This is a genomic window from Cytobacillus sp. FSL W8-0315, assembly GCF_038002905.1.
GTDB classification, from domain to species: Bacteria; Bacillota; Bacilli; order Bacillales; family Cytobacillaceae; genus Cytobacillus; species Cytobacillus pseudoceanisediminis.
This window is the reverse complement of sequence record NZ_JBBOOC010000001.1, coordinates 3,137,008-3,152,916: the sequence shown is the minus strand read 5'-3', so window position 1 is coordinate 3,152,916 and position 15,909 is coordinate 3,137,008. Positions and strand designations below refer to the sequence as shown.

Below are 15,909 nucleotides of genomic sequence, written 5' to 3'. Positions count from 1 at the left end.
GGCGAACTGCAGTTAAAATAATTTTATAGTTCATCCCTCACAGCTGGGGTTACATTCTCTGCATTAATAGGTAATGTGATCTTTTTGCGGGTATACATGAAGTAATAATACACATAGCAAAGGGCTATAAACCCAAAGCCCCAATAAAGAGACGTTCTCTGTGTAGGATCAAAAGCCATAACTGCAAAGATGGACAGACACATGACAATACATAAGATCGGAATAAATGGATATAAAGGGACCTTATATTTTAAATCCTCCACTTTCCCGCCATTTTTCGTATATTGTCTGCGAAACCCTATTTGTGCTGCGGCAATGGCCAGCCATGTAAGTGTGCCGCCAATTCCGCTGACAGCCAGAAGAACTACAAATAATGTATCTGCTGCTACATAACTAGTTAAAAGGGATAACAGTGCAAAACCAAGAGTCACTAAAAGGGCATATGAAGGAACACCGCGCTTATTCAGCTTTCCAAAGACTTTTGGAGCCATCCCTGTTTCTGAAAGCGAATACATGATTCTTGTACAGGCGTAGAGACCCGTGTTTCCGACAGATAAGATGGCCGTTAAGATAACAAAGTTCATAATATCTGCTGCATATGGAATGCCTACCATATCAAAGACTGTTACAAACGGACTTTCCATTACCCCAGCCTCTTGCCATGGAACAATGGCTGATAAAACAAAGATAGCCAGAACATAGAATAGCAGGATTCTAAAAACGATAGTCCGAATGGCTCTGGGAATATTTTTTTCAGGCTCTTCGGTCTCTCCTGCAGCCACACCCATAATTTCCGAACCCTGAAAAGCATAGATCACAGACATCATTGAAATGAATACCCCAACCAAGCCAGCAGGGAATATACCGTCCCCAATGAAATTGGTTAAGTAAGGGGCTGGGGAGCCTTCCATAGAAATAACACCAAATATTGCACCTAATCCGATAATGATAAATAAGATGACAGTAAGGACTTTAATTCCAGCGAACCAATACTCTGTCTCAGCAAAAGCTTTCGTTGTAAGCGAATTAATTGAAAATAACAGAACGATAAAGATTGTACACCAAATCCATGTTTGAACATCTGGAAACCACCTTTTCATCAGCAATCCTGCAGCAACGAATTCAAGTCCGACATACATGGCCCAGCTTAGCCAATAGACCCAGCCGACAACAAAGCCGGTTGCAGGACCAATAAACTTGGTCGCATGCGCCTGAAAAGAACCTGAAACAGGCATAACAACAGACAATTCTCCCAGACAGACCATAGCCAAATACATTAGAAGACCGCCAACAAGGTATGCCATTATTGCCCCTGCGGGTCCAGCCTCCCCTATTGCATATCCCGAACCAAGGAATAGTCCTGTTCCGATAATTCCTCCCAGCGACATCATAAATAAGTGGCGGCTTTTCATTTGCCTTTTTAATGTTGATTGACCCATATTTTCACCCTGCTTTCAGATTAAATTCAATCATTTCACTCGTAAGCGCTTACAATAATGGTGAAAATTTTTTAGTCTACGGCTGCGGCTGTATTTTTAGGAAGCGGCAGTACTCTTTCAAGATCTCTCTGAATCATTAAATGGAAATGATGAACCAGATTTTCGGTGAGCGAGAATCTCCCTTGTGAATAAGCCCCTGTCTCTATCCCTGTTTGTACCATCTCACAAATATCAAGATCTTCTTTTCTAACCAGCTCATCCATTTTCATTAACTCTTTTTCTTCCTCTGTAATCTCATCACCCAAGAAAAACGTTGTGTACACATATTTTGTGGTTTTAGAGTCTATTGGTATCGATTGATGAATGGATAGATTAGCTGGACCCGGATCGAAAGAAAACCATGTATTTGGATAAAGCCAATAATACCTGCCTCCTTGTCCCATCTCAAAGTCCAAATTTTTCCCCTTTAAGGGTGTTCCCTGATAAGAATAAAAATCGGACATGGTCATCTCGTATTGCTTCATATCAAGTTTTGAAACGAGTGTCTTATGTACGATTGAACAATGATCGCACTCGAGATAATTATCAATGCCTATTTTCCAATTTGAACGGCAGATCGTCTCTTTTACGGATACACGCTTTAAGCTTTCCAGGTCGTATTTTGCCACATGCTTGAAAAGATCAGGGTATTGCACTTTCATTGAAACAGCATCCGGATTAAGATTGACAAAAATAAAAGAGTGCATAATTTCCAGTCTAATCATTTTTAAGCAAAAGTCCTGATGATCGAAATGATCGCACCCCTTCATATTCGGAGCTTTGAGGAGCGAACCATCTGTCCGGTACGTCCAGGCATGATAGGGACAAGTAAAAACGGCCTTATTCCCTTCCCCTTCAGCCAGCTTGGAAGCGCGATGAGAACAAACATTATAAAACGCCCGCAATTCTCCGTCCTGTCCGTGACTAATAATAATGGGTCGGTCAGCCACATCAGCCGTAAAATAATCTCCCGGCTTGCTAACTTGACTCATATGTCCTGCATATTGCCAAGTCTTTCTGAAGATTTCTCTTTTTTCCGCCTCCAAAACTTTTGGATCCGTATAAATCCACGATGGCAGTGTATGAGCTTCACTTAAGGTATTACTGACTCTAACTTCTTTCATAATTTTTCCCTCCTTTTACAAATACATCTAAGAATACTAAAATCAGTGTATTAAGTTTATTTTAAATTAAAAATATTCTGAATTATATGTTTAAATTGAACAAAAACAGGGATTATAAAAAAACTTTTTTTGGTTTTTTCATCTAAAAAACTGCAGGCAACTAGGTCTGCAGTTCACTTACTCTTATAATTGACTAATCATTAACTTGCATTAGAAACCGTTTTGTTCGATCTTCCTTCGGGTTGTTAAAAATGTCTTCAGAGTTTCCTTCCTCTACAATTACACCGCCATCCATGAAGATGACTCTGTCAGCTACCTCTTTCGCAAATTTCATTTCATGTGTGACAACTACCATGGTCATGCCTTCATTCGCCAAGTCCTTCATTACCTGGAGAACCTCCCTGACAAGTTCGGGATCTAATGCCGATGTAGGTTCATCATAAAGCATTACATCCGGGTTCATTGACAGCGCTCGGGCTATTGCTACACGCTGCTGCTGTCCTCCTGATAGCTGTGCAGGATAATGGTGACAGCGTTCTCCAAGTCCGACTTTTTCAAGGAGAGTATGCGCTAATTTCGCTGCTTGTTCTCTCTCCATTCCCTGTACAACTATTGGACCTTCCATGACGTTTTCAATTGCCGTTTTATGAGGAAACAAATTAAATTGCTGAAATACAAATCCAGTTCTTTTCCGCAGCTCTCTTATTTCATTTTTACGTGAACGATTTGGCTTACCTCCTGCAGCTATTATTTGAGATCCAATTTGAATGGTACCTTCAGTTGGTTCCTCTAAAAAGGTTAAACAGCGGAGGAGAGTGGATTTACCTGAACCGCTTGGTCCCATCAAGACAACTACTTCACTCTTATTTACAGAAAGGTTTATTCCATGAAGAACTTCCGTTTCTCCGAATCTTTTCTTTAAATTTTCTAATTGTATTACACCCATGATTGCCCCCACTCCTCCGATTTGGCAGAATAATATTATAAATTTTAAGGGCTGCTCTTTTTATAAGAAAATGCACTTTAATTGCTGAAAATCCAATGAAATTATACGGCTACATGCTTGGAAGCGCGTTTTTCAAACCGATCCAATATAGCTGTAAAGAATGCAATCAAAACCCAATAAAGTGCAGCTGCAACCAAGTAAATTGTCAGCGGCTCAAACGTTTTGGCTATTATCAAAGAAGACATTTGCAGTAACTCTGTAACAGTAATGACAGATACCAGGGAAGTATCCTTGATTAAAATGATAAAGGTATTCGACATGGTCGGTATGGCTACTCGTAAGCTCTGCGGCAGAATTGTATGTCTCATGGCCTGGCTATAGGTCATTCCCAGTGATACAGCTGCCTCCATCTGTCCCTTGTCAATTGATAGGATGGACGCGCGAAATGATTCAGATAAATACGCCCCAGCGTTTAAGCTTAATGCGAGAATCCCGGATGGAATGGGATCAAGTTCAATATTTATTTGCGGCAAACCATAATAAATGACAAAAATTTGTACAAGCAGCGGAGTTCCCCGAAAGACAGATACATATGCTTCAGCGGCTTTAACTAATACGGTAATTTTTGAAATTCGTGCCAAAGCCGTAAAAAAACCAAGAAAAAGTGCAATCACAATGGATATCACAGCTAAAAATATAGTCATCAAGGTTGCATATAATAATGGCGGCAAGGCTTCTATTACAATTAAAAAATCCATAAGCACTCCTCCCCTTTAACTATCTTCTTCATCTAGGAATGGACATATTGATCTTTATACAAGGACTTCTTCTTTAAATCTTATGTTTATCCCTAATTCTCCCAATTGCTCCATGAATGAAGCAAAGCGGTCTTTAATAATTAGCTCTTCTACTGAAACAATGCCCTTTTCGGTAATTTTTCCTTCTGCAATCCAATTAGCCAAAAGCATAGCAGGAATAGCAGTGGTTTTGGCCATAGAGGTGATATTGCGTTCATAGTCATAAAAGTCAACCATTTCCCAGGTATATTTCGTTTGGACGCCTGACTTCCGTCCGTTAACTTCGACTCGTAAGACCGTGATATCTTCTTTCGTTTTGCCTTGAAGCTTTGGAGCTAATATTTTTTCAGAGAATGCACGAGGTCTAATTTTCGTTCCATTTATATCAATTGGTTCATCATTAAAAAAACCAAGCTGACTAAGGAACTTCATCCTTTCCCAATGTCCTTCATACCTTACCGTTTTTTCATATAGTCTCTTCACTTTATCTTTTAACGTATAGGCGGTACTATGTGCATCTGTAATGACCGCTTCACACATGCCAACCGGTTCAGGGAATGACATTTTCTCAAATCCGGATAATGCCGGAAGTTCAACCAATTCGCCATTTTCAGCTGCTAATGCAGGTCTTGTATACAGGCCGAGTACGCTTTCGAGCCGGAACACCACTTGGTACCATAAAGGCGGCTGGGGAAACCGCGGAATGCCTCCGCATGTCATAACTGCTTCGTCAGCCTCATCCAGCATTTCGATGCCTTGTGCTGCCAAAAAGTTAGTTATACCCGGCGCAACTCCGCAGCCTGGTACAATAACCACTCCAGCCTCTTTTGCTTTTTGATCAAGCTTTACTTTTTCCTCATACCTGGATCCAACTAAATCTACTAAGTGACATTTTTCTCTGATAGCTGCTTCAATAGCTAATGGACTTAAGGAATGCGGCAAACAAGCCACAGCAACATCCGCATCCTTTAAAACATTTTGTATATCTTCAATTTTTTCAAGAGAAGCCTGTTTCCCATATACCTTTTGGTTATTGGCTATTTCAACACACTTTTCCACACTGCTTTCAATTACGTCAACGGCAGTAACCGCTGCAATCTTAGGAAACTTTGCCAATTCACATACTACAGTCGTGCCTATCATTCCAGTCCCTAGAACAACAGCCCTCATCATTTTCCCTCCTCTTATAAATACTCTTTATAGGCTCTTCAATTAAATATATCCCTTTAAAGTAAAGACAGGAGAAGAGAAATTCCTGTCTTTTAGGGAGAAATTCTTTAATTTTCTAGCGGTTCCGTTCCAAACCACTTCTTATAGATTTCTGAATAGGTTCCGTCTTCCTTCATATCTGTCAATATCTGATTGACTTCCTTAACAAAATCGTCATTATCCTTTTTAATGGCCATTCCGATTTCATCCTTGTTAACAATGTCACTTGAAATCTTGAGCGGCAGATCATTTTCTTTAATGTTATAACTCATTAATAATTGATCGTTAATGATAACATCCAGACGTTTATTCATTAGATCAGCAATATAATCATTAACAGCCTTATATGTCTTTACATTCGCACCGTCCACACTGTTGGCAACTTCTTCAAAAGTAGTTCCCCCGCCGACACCCACATTTTTTCCTTTGATATCTTCTAATTTAGAGATTCCATCAGTATCTTCTCTTGTTATCAGGACGGAACCAGTCACAACATAAGGGTCAGTAAAATCAACGCTCTTTTTACGCTCTTCAGTAACCGTCATTTGTGCAATCACAATATCAAACTTATCCGATTTCAAACCTCCAATAAGGCTCTCCCATTTAGTAGCAACAAACTCAGTTTCAGCACCTAAGCGCTCGGCTATCTCATTAGAAATATCAACATCAAAGCCATCATATTTCTGATCATCATTCAAAAAGTTAAAAGGTGGATATGTACCCTCAAAGCCGACTTTCAGTACTTTAGACTCCTTTACCCGAGCTAACACACTGTCTGTTTTGCTTCCACCCGATGTTTTGCTTCCTCCGCAGCCAGCGAGCATTCCAGCAATGATCAGAACAATCAATGAAATCAAAAAGCCCTTTTTCATTCCATTTCCCCCTTAATTTCCAATATTTCAGAATGCGAACACAGGCGGCAAAATAAATGTTAGTCTATTTTTAAACACTCTAAAATATTGTTGTTCAAAATTGTAGAACAATCTACAAGAATAGTGTAAACTTAGGTTACATAATTGTCAATATTTTTTGAATATTAAAAATATTATTATACTAATATAAGAATCCTTTTTTCAAAAGATGATTAGTTTTATGGAGGTAGATTTATGAAGAAAGTTTCCATGGAAGAAAACGTTTATAACCATATTAAAAAAGCTATACTTGCAAGGAAATTAGCGCCAGGAAAGCAGCTGGTGGAAAATAATCTATCAAACTCTCTGGGTGTGAGCCGTACCCCTATTAGGAATGCGATCAAAAGATTATCAATCGAGGGTCTAGTAGATATCATCCCGAATAGAGGCGCTTTTGTTACGAATCCGACCAAAGAAGAAATGATACAAGCTTATGAATTGAGGGCTAAATTAGAGTATATTGCAGTATGCCAAGCGATGTATTTCTTAACTGAATCAGATTTTAGAGCCATTAAGGAAAATCTTGAAAAAGAAAAAGCTGCACTTTATAACCGCAGCCCGGAAGAATATGTAAGGTATAATAAGGAATTTCATATTAGCATCACACAGAAATGCAACAATAAATTTTTAAACGAGTTTATTTTAAGGCTTATCACTCAGACGAATATCTATCTGATCCTATTTGATGATTTTTTCTCAAACCCTAAACAAGAACCCTATAGTCCTGATGAGCACAGTTTTATACTTTCTCTTATCGAAGATAAGGATACCAAGAAACTGAAAATAGTGTTAGAGAACCATTTTAAACGTGCGATAGACAGCCTGGAAACTCATTATTACCGTTATAAAGAGATTGATGAAATTTTTTAGATAATCAAAAAGCATAGTGCAGTTTTTACAGGTAAAATGAGAAAAGGATTGTGTTTAGAAAGGAATGCAAAAAAATGAAAATCCTTGAAAATATAGCCCAGGACATTGTGGAAAAAACCAGTGAGATATTGGAGTATCCAATAAGCATTACCGATAATGAGGGATACATCATTGGTTCAACGGATCAAAGCAGAATCGGTATTTTTCACCGTCCTTCTCTTGACGTAATTAACAAAAATACCACGGTGGTCTGCAGGAATGAAATTGAGAAAAAAATTCTTCCCGGTGTATCTGCTCCTTTAAAGTTTAATAACAAAGTAATTGGTGTACTTGGTATTGTGGGCAATCCCGCTGAGGTCGAGAAATATGTACAGCTTGTCAAAAATCAAGTTGAAATGATGTGCCAGGATGCTTTCCGAAAAGAAATAGTGGAGCTGGAAGAAAAAATGGCAGAAATGCTGGTTCATCAGCTTATTCACTATATAGACTCTGAGCAAGAAGAAAAAGAGCATATTTCCCAGTATGCGAAACTGCTCAATTTCGATCTGACCATCAATCGTGCCTGTATTATTATTGATATCACTAACCCTCCATCAGGTGACCGTAACCTTTTTGGGGATCTTTCGTTTCAATATTTCCCAAAAGAAGTGCTGAGCTTTTTAAAGTTAATTTTTCAGGAAAATGACAATGATATCGTGTCTTTACTGGACTTCAAACGTTTCATTATTTTTAAATCCATGCCCTTTCCCCAGTCATTTGCATCTTTCCTGGGAAAATTGGATGAGAGGCTGGAAAAAATCAATTCATTTCTTGACGCTAAATACAGTGTTTCTGCAAAGCTAGGTGTAGGAGATGTTCAAAATGGCCACAAGGGGTGCTCTGAATCTTACCAAAACGCTATGAAAGCATTGGATATCGGACTGGGGTTTCAAGATCACTCTCATATTCATTTGTATAATGAGCGGGAAGCCATGCTAAGTCTTTTGCCAAGGGAGCTTTCCCCTGCCTATAAGCAAAAACTCTTAAACCTAATATCTTCTTTAAGAGAGCAAGATAATTATGAGGTGTTAGCCTCTACCTTTACTGGATTCTGCAAGTACAATATGAACTTGAGTGAAGCATCAAGAAACATGTTTATCCACCGGAACACCATCATTTACAGACTGGAAAAAATCAGCGAAATCACTTCCCTTAACACCAGCAGCTTTGAACATTGCATGCTTCTCTTTACTGCCATCAAATGCTATGAAGAAATGCGGGCATCCTCCCGATGATACATTCCTAAAAAACACCTTCAGTAAGAGCCTTGCTCCTACGAAGGTGTTTTATTAATAAATCGCATCTTCGATAATAAGGTCTTTTTCTGCAAAACGTTCCACTCTTAATGGAGATAAGTCCAGAGTTTCGAAGTTTCCCGTCCGGATCAGCTCAGACAGACACTTTCCGACTGCAGGAGCCTGCTGCATGCCATGTCCGCTGAAACCAAAAGCAACATAGTAGCCTTTCATTGCAGGGTATTCACCAAGAATGGCATTATGGTCTTCCGTGTTAAAATCATACAGTCCTGTCCAGCCTCTTTCGATTTTAGCATGCTCGAAATTCTTGATCCGATTTGCCAGCACCGGCCAGATATGTTCCTCAAAAGCAGATCTTCTCCATTTAAAGTTGATGCCAGGCTCAATTTCCTCGGCATAGCCGGATATGAATTTTTCCCCTTCATGCCGGAAATAAACACCTGTCGGGTCCATCGTTAATGGGAGATAGTTTTTAAGCGGTTCCTTAATATCGAATTGAAAAATTTGTCTGGGAAGCGGTACAACAGGAAGCGGCAGTCCAGCTTTATCTCCCAATATGGAAGCCCAGGCCCCTGCACAATTCACCACCACGGGAGCATGATATTCCCGGCCATCAGCAAGTTTGATGCCCTTCACTTTCCCTGTTTCAGTAATCAGATTGTCCACTTCATCGTAAATATATTCTGCACCAAGCTTTTTGGCATATTTCACATATCCCAGCATCACAGAATATGGATCTAAATAGCCGCTTTCACTGCAATACAATCCTCCTGCGATATCATCTATATTAAGCTCTGGGATAATATTCAAAAGACTTTCCCCTTCAAGAAGCTGAGAAAGTATACCATGTTCATTTTGAAGCTTTAAGTGTTTTTCAAAACGGGGCATCATTTTGTCAGTGGCTAAAAATAAGTAGCCCCTTTGCTTAAAATCAATCTCTGCTGTTTCACCGTCAATGGACATGTCCTTTGAAAAATCTTTGTAAATCTGAAGGCTGTATTTGCTGAGCTGCATATTGATGACGGTAGTATACAGCTGCCTGAATCCTCCAGCACTCCTTGGTGTCGAAGCAAATTCATATAGCCCATCTTTCTCAAATACAACAATCCTACCTGTGAATCCATCGTTTAACAAATTATAAGCAATGCTTGAACCGATGACTCCCCCGCCAATAATAATAATATCCGCATGGCTAGACAATTCGCTTCCCTTCCCTTCTTTCTAGCATTATATAGTTATAATGTTACTAATTAGAAGTCTGGGATGCTATGTGCAAAATTCACAGAAAAAGAATATTTAGAAAATTTTTAATTGTGTATTTTAACAAGGATTTTATCTTATTGTAGAAGAATCTATTAATAATTAGCATATAAAGGGTGATGCATTTGAGTTTTTTAAAAGAAATCTCACAGTTAATTGTAGAAAACACCTCCAATATAATAGAATATCCTATTAGTATCAGCGACAATAAAGGCATCATTATTGGCTCTAGTGATACCAGCCGATTAGGAAGTTTTCATCAGGCTTCTCTTGAGATAGTGGAGCGAAAAACAACCATTGCTTATGAGATAAACGAAGTAAAAAAACTCAATAACGTATTGCCGGGTGTAGCAGCCCCAATCATGATCAATCATGAACCTATTGGAGTTCTGGGGATTGTAGGAGAGCCTGCTGAGGTGCGCAAATATGCACAGTTGGTAAAAAGCCATGTGGAATTAATGTGCCATGAGTACCTAAAAAAAGAAATGACTGCGATTGAGTCAAAAACCTTGGATAACTTGATACGTTATCTTTTAAACTCTCAAAAACCTGAGGATTTGGAATACAGCATAAGATATGCCAAAATGCTGGGGTTTGATTTGGAGCCGGACCATAGCCGCATCTGCTTATTAATCGAGTTCGAAATAGGCATGGACTCCAGCCATTTAGCCAAAGACGGACAGACCTGCGATAAGTATTCCTGGCATTTTCTGCAAAATAATTTTTCCGAAATACTAAGTTATTATTTAATGGATAGTAAAGAAGATATCCTTTCGCCTCTGACACTTGATCAATTTCTGCTGATTAAAGTTATGAATAAAGATGAACCCCAAGACCTTTTTATCAAAAGATTAGAACATAAGATTCAAAGATTACTTCGTTATTTAGAGAAAGAAAAGAATTGTACAGCGAACATTTCCATCGGCAGCGCCAATAAAGGAGCGCTTGGAATAAAAGTTTCCTATCAAGCAGCTTTACAAGCATTAACTGCTGGAAAACAATCAAACCGCTCTCCAAAAATTTTCTACTATAATGATTGGAACATTATATTTGAACTGTTGGGAAATGGCTTAAATAAATATGTAAATGAGAGATTAAAGGAAAAATTGGAAGCTTTCATTAATCATGTAAATTTTCGCACCCTCGCTCAAACCTTCATGGCTTATTGCAAATGCAACATGAATATGAGCGAAACTGCACGAATGCTGTTTCTCCATCGAAACTCACTTGTATACCGCATGGAAAAAATCAATGAACTTACCAGCCTGGATATCTCAAGGTTTGATCACTGTATGCTGTTATTTTTCGCGATAAAAAACTCAGGCATATCTGCAGCAAGGCTGCAGGAAACAAAGAATCCCCTGGCACCGGGGCATGCTGAAGATGCGGCCCTCTCCTCCAAATAGTTTCACTATTAAATCAAAAAAGCAGCAAATAATTTTTGCCGCTTTTTTTCATTCTTTGTCATTAACTTTAAAATACCTTGTGCATGACTATGCTAGACGCTCTTTCAATTTCTTGCAGATATAATCGCCAACTTGCTCTGTCGTCGCTGTACCTCCCAGGTCCGGAGTCAGCACTTCCTTTTCTTGTAAAACATCTTCCATGGCATCAACTATGACTTTTGCTGATTCTTTCTGGCCCAAGTGATCAAGCATCATACTTGTACACCAGATAGATGCAAGCGGATTTGCTATTCCTTTACCGGCTATATCCGGTGCCGAACCATGAACAGGTTCAAACATCGATGGATATTTCTTTTCAGGATTGATATTGGCAGAAGGGGCAATGCCCAAGCCTCCCACAATGGCTGCCCCCAGATCTGTTAAAATATCACCAAATAAATTGGACGCAACCACAACATCCATGGTCTCTGGCTTGCTGATAAAAAAAGCTGCAAGCGCATCAATATGGACAGTATCGCTTTTAATTTGTGGATACTCATGATTAATCCGTTCTACATATTCGTCCCAAAATGGCATCGTGTGGTTTATGCCGTTTGACTTTGTAGCTGCTGTTACATGCTTCTTTTTGCCTTTCTTATCAGCAAGATCAAACGCATATCTCAGAACCCTTTCTACTCCCTTGCGCGTAAACACACTGGTTTGCATCGCCATATCGAGATCTGTTCCTTCGTACATCCTGCCTCCGATACTGGAATATTCTCCTTCATTATTTTCTCTAATGACAATGAAGTCGAGCTGTTCAGATGTTTTTCCCGCTAACGGAGAGTCAAGGCCCTTTAAGAGCTTCACCGGACGCAGGTTGATATATTGTTCAAAGTGACGCCTGATCGGCAGCAATAAGCCCCAAAGCGATACATGGTCGGGCACTCCCGGGTAACCGACTGCTCCCAGGAAAATAGAATCAAAGTCTTTCAATTGTTCCAGGCCATCTTCCGGCATCATTTTGCCATGGGTCGCGTAATATTCACAGCTCCAATCAAACTCTTTATAAGTTAAAGAGAAGCCGCCATGCAGATTGCATATCGCATCTAACACTTTCTTCCCTTCCCGTACAACATCCACTCCGATGCCATCACCAGGAATCAGGGCGATTGAATAATGATTCATGCTAAGGCTCCTATTCTATAATTTTTGAAATTAAAACTTCAGGATTCGCAATATATTCAGGTCTCTTTCCATTAAGTACTTTAATTACATTTTTGGCAACGGTAACAGATGTAATGAAATTGCACTCAGCCGTTGTACCGCCTACATGCGGTGTAAGCACCACATTTGGCAATGAAAGAAGCGGAAGATCTTTGGACGGAGGCTCAGGATCAAATACATCCAATCCAGCGCCGGCGATTCTTCCATCTCTTAATGCTTCATATAGATCATGCTGATTTATAACCGCACCCCGGGCTGTATTGATTAAATAAGCGGAGGGCTTCATGATCGAGAACAGTTTATGATCAATTGAATGCCTTGTTGATTCATTTAAGGGAATATGCAGAGATACAAAATCTGATTCTTCGAACACTTCTTTCATATTTGTATGAATTCGAATGCCCAGTTTCTCTGCCAGCCCATGTTTATCAGGTTTATATTCCCTCACCCAGGCTGTTACATCCATTTCTAAGCCAAGCTTTAAACGTTTAGCGACTTCCTGCGCAATATTGCCAAAGCCAATCAGACCCGCTTTTTTGCCTTTCAGTTCCTGAGGGATGAGATAATTTCGTGAATTGTAATCTCCTTGCCTCATCTTCTCATTAAGCGGGATAACCGACTTAGCCAGTGCCATAACAAGCATGACTGCATGTTCAGCAGTCGAAACTTTATTGACAGACGGTGCATGAAGGACAGGGATCCCCTTTTGCGATGCGTAATCCACATCAATGTTATCAAGCCCTACTCCTGCACCAGAAATGACTTTTAAGTGAGGATTTGCATCAATGACTTCTTTAGTAATTCGAGCAGGGGCTCTCAAAACAATACCTTCCACTTCCTTCACCATCTCACATAAATGGTCAAGACTGTAATTGTCTGTTTGAATTACATCTCCACCTTCACGCAGAAGCTTTTCTCCTTCTGAATGATACATCGGAAGGATTTGCAAAATTCTCGGTCTGCCCATGTAATTGTCCCTCCAGCAATTTAAACTCGTAAATTTTCAACAATCGTGGCAATTCCTTGACCGCCGCCAATACAAGCAGTGATTAAACCATAGCGGCCGCCTCTTCTTTCGAGCTCATTCATTATTTTGACAGTCAAAATGGCTCCTGTTCCTCCAATAGGATGTCCTAAAGCAATAGCACCGCCATTTACATTTAATTTACTTCTTTCTATATTGAGTTCCTTGACAACAGCCAGTGCTTGAGCAGCAAAGGCTTCATTCAGCTCTATTAGGTCAATGTCCTCAAGAGTCAGCCCTGCAAGCTTAAGCGCTTTCATAACAGCTGGCACTGGCCCAATCCCCATTATTTCCGGTGAGACTCCGGCAGCCGCTTGTGCAGCAACCCTCAAACGCGGTCTAAGGCCTTTCCTTAATGCTTCGTCCTCGGCCATCATCACCAATGCTGCAGCTCCATCGTTGCGTCCGCTCGCATTTCCAGCCGTGACACTGCCGCCCTGCTTAAACACAGGCTTTAAAGATCCAAGCTTTTCAAGACTCGTTGAGCGGGGATGCTCATCCGTATCAAATATAATCTTTTCTTTTTTCAATTTCACTTCATATGGAATAATTTCGTCTTTAAACTTCCCTTGCTGAATAGCGGCTGTAGCCTTTTGCTGACTTTCAAGGGCAAATTCATCCTGTTCTTCTCTGCTGATATTATATTTTTCAGCGAGGTTCTCAGCTGTCAGTCCCATTGTCAGGTTACCGTATACTTCAATCGGCTGTGCCCTTGGCTGGCTTTCTGTATTCGGGTCTACGATTTCTGCATTTCCTGCACCATACCCATATCTTGCTTTTCTTAAATAATATGGAGCAGTACTCATGCTTTCCCCGCCGCCAGCAAGAACAATGTCAGATAATCCGCACTGAATCTGCAGTGCTGCGTTATTTATCGCCTGCAATCCTGACCCGCACTGGCGGTGAACGGTATATCCCGGCACCTCGACAGGAAATCCGGCTCTTAAAGCTGCCAGCCTGGCTAAATTGGGGACATCTGAACTTTGTTTCGCATGGCCCCAAACCACTTCATCCACTTCTGAACCATCCAACCGGCTTCTTTCAAGCGCTTTTCTCATTACTCTTTCTGAAAGAAAATCAACCTCTATATCCTTCAGTGTACCGCCCATTCGTCCTATGGCAGTTCGAACACCATCAATTATAACTGCGTTTCTCATCATTTCCCCCCTGTTAGATGTGAAGTAATCTCTAAACGAATAGGCTTATCGACTGTTCACAGGCAATTTTTTATGAAACTCCCGGTCCAGTTCGCTGGCAATAATATTTTTTTGAATTTGGCTTGTGCCTTCATAAATTTTTGTGATTCTCGCGTCCCGGTAAAAACGTTCAATTGGATAATCCTTCATATAGCCTATGCCGCCGTGTATTTGAACAGCTAAATCGGCCACATGATTATATACCTCAGATCCATATAACTTTGCCATGGCTGCCTCTTTGACAACCCGCTTTCCCTGGTCAGCCATCCAGGCGACCCGATAAGTCATGGAACGGAGCACTTCAATTTCCAAAGCCATGTCTGAAAGCATATGCTGAACAGCTTGCTGTTCAAAGATCGGTTTGCCGAACTGTTCTCGCTGCATGGCATAGCTCATGCTGAGTTCAAGCAGCTTTTCACATGAGCCAAGGTTTCTTGCTGCAAGCCCAGCTCTGCCATTTGCGAGAATTTTAAGTGCGTTCACATATCCTCTGCCTTCTTCTCCAAGAACATTTTCTTCAGGCACCTCACAATTTTCAAAGAACAGTTCAGCTGAATGGGAACCGCGAAGGCCCATCTTCCGTTCCACTGCACCAACAATAAATCCGGGAAAGTCTTTTTCCACAATAAATGAAGTGATTCCTTTTGCCCCTTTGCTCGGATCGGTGACAGCCATCACGGTAAAAACATTTCCGCAGACAGCATTGGTAATATAATGTTTAGAACCGTTTAATATATATTTATCTCCCTTTTTTTCTCCCTTCGTCTTCAAATTCGACGCATTTGAACCTGCACTCGGCTCAGTTAGCGCAAATGCACCAATCCATTCACCGCTTGCCATTTTAGGAAGATATTTTACCTTTTGTTCTTTTGTCCCCAGCTCGACAATTCCCGCCGTACCGATGCCTGTATGGGCGCCGATTAACGTGGTGTATCCATTATGGGTTTTACCCAGTTCTTCATAAATGGCGCATTTCCCAACCCAGTTTAGCCCTAATCCGCCATATTCCTCAGGAATACTTAATCCAAATAGTCCCATTTCCTTGGAACTCTCAACGATATGGCTTGGGATTTCATCATTCTCCTCTATTTCCATCGCTACCCGCTCTACTTCTCCTTGTACATAGTCTCCAACTGCTTTTTTTAGAAGCTGAATGTCCTCTGAAAATGAAAAATCCATCACTCTTT

Annotated in this window: 14 protein-coding genes; 3 read left to right on the top strand and 11 right to left on the bottom strand. The window is 40.4% G+C overall.

Annotation, left to right across the window (positions count from 1 at the left end):
• Positions 1-23 precede the first annotated feature (23 nt).
• From MKY20_RS16120 to MKY20_RS16095, 6 genes are all read right to left on the bottom strand, one after another.
• A complete protein-coding gene (locus MKY20_RS16120; RefSeq protein WP_019381282.1) occupies positions 24-1,439 on the bottom strand; it encodes an amino acid permease in 1,416 nt (471 codons plus the stop codon).
• Between the two features lie 71 nt (positions 1,440-1,510).
• Positions 1,511-2,602 carry an aromatic ring-hydroxylating oxygenase subunit alpha gene (locus MKY20_RS16115; protein ID WP_019381281.1) on the bottom strand — a complete coding sequence of 364 codons (1,092 nt, stop codon included), beginning with the start codon at positions 2,600-2,602 and terminating at the stop codon, positions 1,511-1,513.
• A gap of 193 nt (positions 2,603-2,795) precedes the next feature.
• Positions 2,796-3,548 carry an amino acid ABC transporter ATP-binding protein gene (locus MKY20_RS16110; protein ID WP_019381280.1) on the bottom strand — a complete coding sequence of 251 codons (753 nt, stop codon included), beginning with the start codon at positions 3,546-3,548 and terminating at the stop codon, positions 2,796-2,798.
• Positions 3,549-3,649: 101 nt separating this feature from the next.
• Positions 3,650-4,306 (bottom strand): amino acid ABC transporter permease, encoded by a 657-nt coding sequence (locus tag MKY20_RS16105; protein ID WP_019381279.1) that lies wholly within the window; start codon positions 4,304-4,306, stop codon positions 3,650-3,652.
• A 54-nt stretch (positions 4,307-4,360) separates the two neighbouring features.
• Entirely contained in the window at positions 4,361-5,515 is a 1,155-nt protein-coding gene (locus tag MKY20_RS16100; RefSeq protein ID WP_251174470.1) for a saccharopine dehydrogenase family protein, read from the bottom strand.
• A 107-nt stretch (positions 5,516-5,622) separates the two neighbouring features.
• A complete protein-coding gene (locus tag MKY20_RS16095; RefSeq protein WP_019381277.1) occupies positions 5,623-6,426 on the bottom strand; it encodes a transporter substrate-binding domain-containing protein in 804 nt (267 codons plus the stop codon).
• A gap of 234 nt (positions 6,427-6,660) precedes the next feature.
• On the opposite strand from MKY20_RS16095, the gene MKY20_RS16090 reads away from it, so the two are divergent.
• Positions 6,661-7,335: a GntR family transcriptional regulator gene (locus tag MKY20_RS16090; protein ID WP_019381276.1), complete on the top strand. Its 675-nt coding sequence runs from the start codon at positions 6,661-6,663 to the stop codon at positions 7,333-7,335.
• Between the two features lie 74 nt (positions 7,336-7,409).
• Positions 7,410-8,609 carry a CdaR family transcriptional regulator gene (locus MKY20_RS16085; protein ID WP_019381275.1) on the top strand — a complete coding sequence of 400 codons (1,200 nt, stop codon included), beginning with the start codon at positions 7,410-7,412 and terminating at the stop codon, positions 8,607-8,609.
• Between the two features lie 54 nt (positions 8,610-8,663).
• Here MKY20_RS16085 and MKY20_RS16080 read toward each other — a convergent pair whose 3' ends face one another.
• Positions 8,664-9,830, bottom strand: coding sequence for an NAD(P)/FAD-dependent oxidoreductase (locus MKY20_RS16080; RefSeq protein WP_019381274.1), 1,167 nt, complete (start codon positions 9,828-9,830; stop codon positions 8,664-8,666).
• A 185-nt stretch (positions 9,831-10,015) separates the two neighbouring features.
• Here MKY20_RS16080 and MKY20_RS16075 point away from each other — a divergent pair, with 185 nt between their 5' ends.
• On the top strand, positions 10,016-11,296 hold the full coding sequence (locus MKY20_RS16075; RefSeq protein WP_251267163.1) for a CdaR family transcriptional regulator: 1,281 nt from the start codon (positions 10,016-10,018) through the stop codon (positions 11,294-11,296).
• An 87-nt stretch (positions 11,297-11,383) separates the two neighbouring features.
• Here MKY20_RS16075 and MKY20_RS16070 read toward each other — a convergent pair whose 3' ends face one another.
• From MKY20_RS16070 to MKY20_RS16055, 4 genes are read right to left on the bottom strand one after another with little or no spacing between them, the layout of a single operon-like run.
• Positions 11,384-12,463 carry a tartrate dehydrogenase gene (locus MKY20_RS16070; protein ID WP_251267162.1) on the bottom strand — a complete coding sequence of 360 codons (1,080 nt, stop codon included), beginning with the start codon at positions 12,461-12,463 and terminating at the stop codon, positions 11,384-11,386.
• Between the two features lie 10 nt (positions 12,464-12,473).
• Positions 12,474-13,469 (bottom strand): hydroxyacid dehydrogenase, encoded by a 996-nt coding sequence (locus tag MKY20_RS16065; RefSeq protein WP_251267161.1) that lies wholly within the window; start codon positions 13,467-13,469, stop codon positions 12,474-12,476.
• A gap of 20 nt (positions 13,470-13,489) precedes the next feature.
• Positions 13,490-14,683: a thiolase family protein gene (locus MKY20_RS16060; RefSeq protein WP_251267246.1), complete on the bottom strand. Its 1,194-nt coding sequence runs from the start codon at positions 14,681-14,683 to the stop codon at positions 13,490-13,492.
• Positions 14,684-14,728: 45 nt separating this feature from the next.
• Positions 14,729-15,901, bottom strand: coding sequence for an acyl-CoA dehydrogenase family protein (locus MKY20_RS16055; protein ID WP_251267160.1), 1,173 nt, complete (start codon positions 15,899-15,901; stop codon positions 14,729-14,731).
• Positions 15,902-15,909: the final 8 nt, after the last annotated feature.

Excerpts from the sequence above, each read along its gene's own strand:
- MKY20_RS16095 (WP_019381277.1), bottom strand. The coding sequence starts at position 6,426 with ATGAAAAAGGGCTTTTTGATTTCATTGATTGTTCTGATCATTGCTGGA.
- MKY20_RS16105 (WP_019381279.1), bottom strand. The coding sequence starts at position 4,306 with ATGGATTTTTTAATTGTAATAGAAGCCTTGCCGCCATTATTATATGCA.
- MKY20_RS16070 (WP_251267162.1), bottom strand. The coding sequence starts at position 12,463 with ATGAATCATTATTCAATCGCCCTGATTCCTGGTGATGGCATCGGAGTG.
- MKY20_RS16100 (WP_251174470.1), bottom strand. The coding sequence starts at position 5,515 with ATGAGGGCTGTTGTTCTAGGGACTGGAATGATAGGCACGACTGTAGTA.
- MKY20_RS16065 (WP_251267161.1), bottom strand. The coding sequence starts at position 13,469 with ATGGGCAGACCGAGAATTTTGCAAATCCTTCCGATGTATCATTCAGAA.
- MKY20_RS16115 (WP_019381281.1), bottom strand. The coding sequence starts at position 2,602 with ATGAAAGAAGTTAGAGTCAGTAATACCTTAAGTGAAGCTCATACACTG.
- MKY20_RS16120 (WP_019381282.1), bottom strand. The coding sequence starts at position 1,439 with ATGGGTCAATCAACATTAAAAAGGCAAATGAAAAGCCGCCACTTATTT.
- MKY20_RS16110 (WP_019381280.1), bottom strand. The coding sequence starts at position 3,548 with ATGGGTGTAATACAATTAGAAAATTTAAAGAAAAGATTCGGAGAAACG.
- MKY20_RS16060 (WP_251267246.1), bottom strand. The coding sequence starts at position 14,683 with ATGAGAAACGCAGTTATAATTGATGGTGTTCGAACTGCCATAGGACGA.
- MKY20_RS16055 (WP_251267160.1), bottom strand. The coding sequence starts at position 15,901 with ATGGATTTTTCATTTTCAGAGGACATTCAGCTTCTAAAAAAAGCAGTT.
- MKY20_RS16090 (WP_019381276.1), top strand. The coding sequence starts at position 6,661 with ATGAAGAAAGTTTCCATGGAAGAAAACGTTTATAACCATATTAAAAAA.
- MKY20_RS16085 (WP_019381275.1), top strand. The coding sequence starts at position 7,410 with ATGAAAATCCTTGAAAATATAGCCCAGGACATTGTGGAAAAAACCAGT.